Origin of the sequence: Streptomyces sp. NPDC051576 (assembly GCF_040681835.1) — a bacterium.
Taxonomy (GTDB): domain Bacteria; phylum Actinomycetota; class Actinomycetes; order Streptomycetales; family Streptomycetaceae; genus Streptomyces.
Window position 1 is genome coordinate 443,567 of record NZ_JBFAZO010000008.1, and the last position, 6,138, is coordinate 449,704.

A 6,138-nucleotide genomic window follows, 5' to 3' on the forward strand; every position below is an offset into this window, starting at 1 on the left:
CCTATTCGCGGCCTCTTGCAACAGGCCATGGGTCTCACGGCACGGTCCAGGGCCACCCGGATCATGGAGGGACGGTCGCGCTGCTCGGGATGTGCGGAGCGGCAGGCGCCGGGGCCCGCCGCCGCTCCGTTGCTCGGTCGTGATCTGTGTGCGGCAGGGTGGCCGGATGAACGTCAACTGTTCCAGGGGCAGTTGGGCAGTCGCTGTGGTGACCGCGGTCCTTGTCGCGCTGCTCGGCGGCTGTGATGCCGCGTCCGACGAACCGCGGCTGAAGCTGGACGCGCCGGCGGTTGTCTACGTCTCAATGGACGCGGCCCGGGCCCACAGTTCCGAGAACGATCTCAGCATCAGCCAGAAACTGACCGGCGAGGGACCCGCCGACCTCTCGGTCACGTTCGATGTCCGGGACCTCGCCGGAGTCGCCGAGCTCAAGAAGGGCGCGGAGCGGTGCCGGATCGCGCATATCAGTCGGCCGGTCTTCGGCTGCACCATGCGCACGGACCAGCTGAACTCGGCGTCGCAGCTTTTCCACGTCGTGCCGGCCAAGGGCAGCAAGGCCGGTGACTCCGGCGTCGTGCGCTACACCGTGCGCGCACCGGGCGTCCCGGCTGTCACAGGCCGGACCACCATCGTCGTCGGCACCCCGGAACTGAAGGTCTCGCAGCAGCCGGAGCGGACGACCGTGGCTCCGGGCGGGACAGTCGGTGTCCGGGTAGTCGTACGCAACACCGGCGACGTGCCCGCGCGGGGTGTGGTCCTGCGGATGGAGGCGAGGGACGGGTTCTCCTTCGACAGCACCCACCGCAACTGCCGTTACGACGGCGGTTCTGCCTGGTGCCCGCTGCCGGAGTCCGAAGCCGTCATCGCGCCCGGAGAGGCGTATGCACTCGACGCTCCGGAGCGGCTGCGGGCATCGGCCGACGCGATGTACCCCGGTGTCAGTTACTCCGCCAGTGCCCTCGCGAGGGACTATGTCGCGCCGCCCCAGGTTCTGGCGCGCTTCAGATCAGGGTCGGGCCCCGACCTCCGGCTGGTCCCGGTCGCCGGGGCAGCCGATCCGCCGGGCCCCGACCTCCGCGTCGCCGTCTCCAGTCACGCGGACCTGGCCGCCGTGGGGGCCACGGTCAAAGGTCCCGTCGGCAGCCGGCAGAAACTGCGGATCGGATTTCGTACACACGGTCCGGGGTCACCGCGTGACGCACCCGTCACGGTCGGCTTCACCGTGCCGGCGGGCACGACTGTCGTAGAGTCCCCCTACGATCCCTACCGGGACGAGGAAGTACTCGACCAGGACTGCCGGGCCCTGGGCCCCGACGGCGCCCCGCTGACCGAGTCGGCCAGCGACAAACAGCCCTCCGCCCGCCGCTACGCGTGCACGGCTCCGGGCGGCAAAGCCGGTCAACTGACCCTCTTCCCCTTCACATTGCGTATCGATCAGGACATGGCGGAGCGCGGCGGCCAGGTCACCGTACGGGGAGCCGATGCGAAGCGCCCCAACCACGACGACCGGCACGGGAACGACACGGCTGGTGTCGCCGTGCGGATCTGGCCAGGACCCGGATGGGCCACGGCATCGTTCTACGCCACGGCGGCCATCGCTTTCGGCCTGCTGCTCCTGGCCGCCGCCGCGCTCCGCCGACGTCGAAAGCGGCACCCGAGCGAGAAATGAAGTGCCCGAACAGGGGGAGCAACGAGCACCTGGACCCGGTGCGTATCTCGCCGAAACCGGTGGTGCTGCGGGTAGGGCCGAAAGATCTGAACCGATACCGGGAATCAGGCCGCGACGAGCTCCTGCTCGCGGTCCGGCGTCTTGACCTTGGGCTTCTTGTTCGGCAGCGAGAGCCGGAAGACCTTGTGCCACGCGGAGAACACCTGCTTGGGCAGCGGCCCGGTGACGTACTCCAGCTCGTACTTCTCGAACAGCGCGCGCACCTTCACCGCGACCTCGGCGTACCGGTTGCTCGGCAGGTCCGGGAACAGGTGGTGCTCGATCTGGTGGGAGAGGTTGCCGGTCATGAAGTGCATCGCCCTGCTGCCGCTGATGTTCGCCGAGCCCATCATCTGGCGCAGGTACCACTGGCCGCGCGTCTCGCCCTTGATCGACCGGCGCTCGAAGACCTGCACGCCCTCGGGGAAGTGCCCGCACATGATCACCGAGTGGGTCCAGATGTTGCGGACCAGGTTCGCGGTGAACGTGGCGGCGAGTGTGGGGAGGAACGACGGGCCCGACAGCAGCGGGTGGACCACGTAGTCCTTGAGCACCTGCTTGCGGATCTTGCGGCCCACGGCCCGGGCCCGCGCGCGGAACTCCGGGTTCTTGCGGCGGCGCTTGTGCAGGTTCTTGCCGAGCTCCAGGTCGTACGCCGCGATGCCGTACTCGAAGAAACAGGCGTTGAGGAAGTTCCACAGCGGCTGGCCGAGGTGGAACGGGTGCCACTTCTGGTCCTCGTCGACGCGCATGATGCCGTAGCCGAGGTCGTTGTCCTTGCCGATCACGTTGGTGTAGGTGTGGTGCAGCTCGTTGTGCGAGTGCTTCCACTGATCGGCCGGCGAGACGTGGTCCCACTCCCAGGTGGTGGAGTGGATCTTCGGGTCGCGCATCCAGTCCCACTGGCCGTGCAGGATGTTGTGGCCGATCTCCATGTTGTCCATGATCTTCGCCACGGACAGACCGGCGGTGCCGAGCACCCACGCGGGCGGGAAGAGCGAGAACAGCAGCACCCCTCTGCTGACCAGTTCGAGCTTGCGCTGCACCGATATGACCTTGCGGATATAGGCGGCGTCCTTCTCGCCGCGGCCGGCGATCACGTCGTCGCGGATCGCGTCCAGCTCGCGGCCGAGCTCCTCGATCTGCTCCGCGGTCAGGTGGGCGGTGGGGTCGATGGCGGTCAAGGTGTTCCTACCGTTCGATGTCGCAGGGGCCCGCCGCGGCGGACACGCAGGTCTGGATCAGGACGCCCGGCTCGGCCTCGGTGATCTCGCCGGTGCGCAGGTCGCGGACGGCGCCCGCCTTGAGCGGCGTGACACAGCCGAAGCAGATGCCCATGCGGCACCCGGAGGGCATGAGCACGCCGACCGCCTCGCCGATGTCCAGCAACGGCGTGGCGCCGTCCGCGTCGGCTGTCTTGCCGGTGGCGCTGAACGTGACCTCGCCGCCGTCGCCGGCGGCGACGATGCTGGGGCGGAAGCGTTCGGTGTGCAGGCGCTCCTGTACGCCGTGCTCGCTCCAGTGCTCCTCGGCGGCGTCGAGCAGGCCCGCGGGCCCGCAGGCCCAGGTCTCGCGCTCGGCCCAGTCGGGCACGAGTTCGTCGAGACGGGCGATGTCGAGCATGCCGTGTGTGTCGGTGTGCACCTCGGTGAGCCGCAGCTTCTTGTCCGCGACCAGGTCGTGGAGTTCGTCGCGGAAGATCACGTCCTGCGGCTGTGGCGCGCAGTGGACCATGACGACGTCGTCGAACTCGCTGTCGCGCAGCATGCCCATCACGGGCGTGATGCCGCTGCCGGCCGTCAGGTAGAGCACCTTGGCGGGCCTGGCCTGCGGGAGCACGAAGTCACCGGTCGCCTGGTCGAGCTGGATCAGCGTGCCCGGTCTGGCCCTGCGGACCAGGTGGTTGCTGACCTTGCCGTCCGGGATCGCCTTCACGGTGATCGTGACGTGGCCGTCCTGGCGGTTCGTCGGCGAGGTGATGGAGTAGGCACGCCACAGGCGCACCCCGTCGACGTCGACGCCGATCCGCACGTACTGACCGGCCGTGTGGCCGCGCCAGCCCCGTCCCGGCCTGATCACGATGGTCGCGGCGTCACCCGTCTCGGGGTGCACGGCCTCGATGCGCCCACGCAGGTCGGCGCCCGCGCGCAGGGGGCTGATCAGGTCGAGGTAGTCCGACGGCAGCAGTGGCGTCGTGACCATCTCCAGCAGTTTCCACGCCTTGCTGCGGAGGGCTGTACTCGTCATGACTCCAGCTTGCTGTGCCTCAAGGCGTAAAGTCCTGACCGCAGGACGTGAATCTGGTCGGCTGAATTGTTCGCAGGGAACAAAAACATGAGTCATGCAATTCGAAGGGCCGGCGAACCGGTCCTGGATGAGACAACGGTCACTGCACTTCGGGCCGCGCTGAAGACCACCGCCGACGAGGTCGTCCAGGCGATCATCGACGAGGTCCCTCCCTACGCCAACGCGCTGTCGGGCCACATGGGCGCCACCATCCGCCGAGCCGTCCGCACCGCCCTGGGACACTACCTGGAGCTCGCCAGCGGGAACGCCACAGGCGGTGACGCCGGTGACGCGGCCTACGAGCTGGGCCGCGGCGAGGTGCGCGACGGCCGCTCGATGGACGCCCTCCTCAGCGCCTACCGCGTCGGCGCCCGTGTGGCCTGGCGATGCCTGGCAGCGGGTGCCGTACCCGCAGGGCTGCCCGCCGCAGAGGTCGCAAAGTTCGCCGAGCTGACCTTCGCCTACATCGACGAGCTCTCCGCCGCGAGCGCCGCGGGCCACGCCGACGAACTGGCCGCCCGGGGCAGGGACCACGAGCGCCACCTGGAACACCTGGCCCGCGACCTCCTCGCCGGCGCGAACCCGGACGTGCTGCTGGCCTCTGCTCAACGAGCCGGGTGGCAGCCTCCGGTTTCGCTGACCGCGGTCCTGCTGCCCGCCGCCGAGGCCCGGCCTGCCTACCGCACGCTCGACCCGAGCACCCTCGTCCTCGACGATCTGCCGGACGCCACCGGGGTGCTGCTCGTCCCCGATGCCGACCGATCACGTCTCTTGCGGCAGCTGACCGACCGCACCGCTGTGGTCGGCCCGGCTCGGCCATGGACTCGTGCGTCCGCCTCGTACGCACGAGCCGTACGCGCGCGCTCCCTCTCCTCCGATATTCGCGACACCGAGGACCACCTGCCCGAGCTGGTGCTGAGCGCCGACGTGGACGCGTTCGCAGACCTGCGTGCCCGAGCCCTCGCACCGTTGCGGACCTTGCCTGTCGCGACCGCACGGCGGCTGGAGGAGACGTTGCGGGAGTGGCTGCTGCACCAGGGCAGGCGGGACGAGGTGGCGGCGGCGTTGTTCGTCCATCCCCAGACGGTCCGGTACCGGATGTCGCAGCTGCGGGAGCTGTTTCCGGATCTCGCATCGCCACACCGGGTCCTTGAACTGACGCTGGCGGTCGGTCTTAGGGCCGGCTGAGGCGTATTCGCCCCGGCTGGCACCATCGTCACCGAATTGGTCGGGGTAGTCGGCGCCCGGTGGACCAGCGAGGAGTGTCTCCAGGCCGCCATGACAGCCCATGCCTTCGGAAGGGCACCAACGCAGCCCGGCGTCGGTCACCCGTCCGCTGCCCGCACCGCACGCAACCCCGATCGGATGAGTCACGAACCACCACCCCCTGCGGAGCCTGAAGCTGCGCCGCCACTTCAAGTCGCCCTGGTGGGGGCGAAGTTAACGCGGATGCGGATCCTCATCCCTTGCGCGTCATATGCCGTTGGGGTGGACGTCAACCAGCCTGGCCATGATCGGACATGTGTGGGCCCGAGCCGTACGCGTCCTGCCGCAGGGCGAGTGATACGGGCCCGTTGGGTGTGAGGAAGGTGGGACGGGATGCCTCAGGAGCCCGAGTTAGGCCCGGACGGTTACGCGGAGCAGTTGGAGCGACGCCTCGCTCGGGCCAGAGCCGAACTGGCCGCAGCCGAGCAGGACGTGGCGCGCGCGGAGGCCGACATGGGTGACTACTCCTCGGTCACGGTCTCCGGGGACGTCTCCGTCGAGGTCACCGTCGGACCACGGGGCGAACTGAGCGACCTGCGGTTCCTGGGTGGCAAGTACCGCGAGATGTCGGGCGCGGAACTGGGCGCGGCGATCGTCGAGGCGACCGCGGCAGGCCGCGCGCAGGCACGGCGCGAGGCGGCCCGCCACTTCCGGCCGCTCGACACCCCCGGCCCGCAGGTGCCCGAACTCGCCGGACTCGAGATCGACTGGGCCAGGTTCGTGGGCCCGTCCGCCCCTGCCCGGAGCAGCTCCGCCAGGTCCGCTGCACGCACCCGGCTGCATGACGAGATCGGTGATGTCGAGGAAGATGGAGGCACCGTATGACGGGTCCTTCCTACACGTCGGACCCGGCGGAGATCGTCAACGGCAGTCGTGTC

General features: G+C 69.4%; 5 protein-coding genes. 3 read left to right on the plus strand and 2 right to left on the minus strand.

Annotation, left to right across the window (positions count from 1 at the left end; translation table 11 throughout):
* Window positions 1–166 precede the first annotated feature (166 nt).
* On the plus strand, window positions 167–1,669 hold the full coding sequence (locus AB0M63_RS27615; RefSeq protein ID WP_366021301.1) for a hypothetical protein: 1,503 nt from the start codon (window positions 167–169) through the stop codon (window positions 1,667–1,669).
* Between the two features lie 104 nt (window positions 1,670–1,773).
* Here the strand turns inward: AB0M63_RS27615 and AB0M63_RS27620 are convergent, their stop codons facing one another.
* Window positions 1,774–2,892 carry an acyl-CoA desaturase gene (locus AB0M63_RS27620; RefSeq protein WP_366021302.1) on the minus strand — a complete coding sequence of 373 codons (1,119 nt, stop codon included), beginning with the start codon at window positions 2,890–2,892 and terminating at the stop codon, window positions 1,774–1,776.
* Window positions 2,893–2,899: 7 nt separating this feature from the next.
* The gene (locus AB0M63_RS27625) at window positions 2,900–3,955 is read right to left on the minus strand and encodes a ferredoxin reductase (RefSeq protein WP_366021303.1); all 1,056 of its coding nucleotides are present in this window, start codon (window positions 3,953–3,955) and stop codon (window positions 2,900–2,902) included.
* An 87-nt stretch (window positions 3,956–4,042) separates the two neighbouring features.
* On the opposite strand from AB0M63_RS27625, the gene AB0M63_RS27630 reads away from it, so the two are divergent.
* Window positions 4,043–5,182: a helix-turn-helix domain-containing protein gene (locus AB0M63_RS27630; RefSeq protein ID WP_366021304.1), complete on the plus strand. Its 1,140-nt coding sequence runs from the start codon at window positions 4,043–4,045 to the stop codon at window positions 5,180–5,182.
* A 411-nt stretch (window positions 5,183–5,593) separates the two neighbouring features.
* Window positions 5,594–6,085 (plus strand): YbaB/EbfC family DNA-binding protein, encoded by a 492-nt coding sequence (locus AB0M63_RS27635; RefSeq protein ID WP_366021305.1) that lies wholly within the window; start codon window positions 5,594–5,596, stop codon window positions 6,083–6,085.
* Window positions 6,086–6,138 lie beyond the last annotated feature (53 nt).

Coding starts and splice junctions, on each gene's coding strand:
- AB0M63_RS27625 (WP_366021303.1), bottom strand. CDS start 3,955: ATGACGAGTACAGCCCTCCGCAGCAAGGCGTGGAAACTGCTGGAGATG.
- AB0M63_RS27615 (WP_366021301.1), top strand. CDS start 167: ATGAACGTCAACTGTTCCAGGGGCAGTTGGGCAGTCGCTGTGGTGACC.
- AB0M63_RS27635 (WP_366021305.1), top strand. CDS start 5,594: ATGCCTCAGGAGCCCGAGTTAGGCCCGGACGGTTACGCGGAGCAGTTG.
- AB0M63_RS27630 (WP_366021304.1), top strand. CDS start 4,043: ATGAGTCATGCAATTCGAAGGGCCGGCGAACCGGTCCTGGATGAGACA.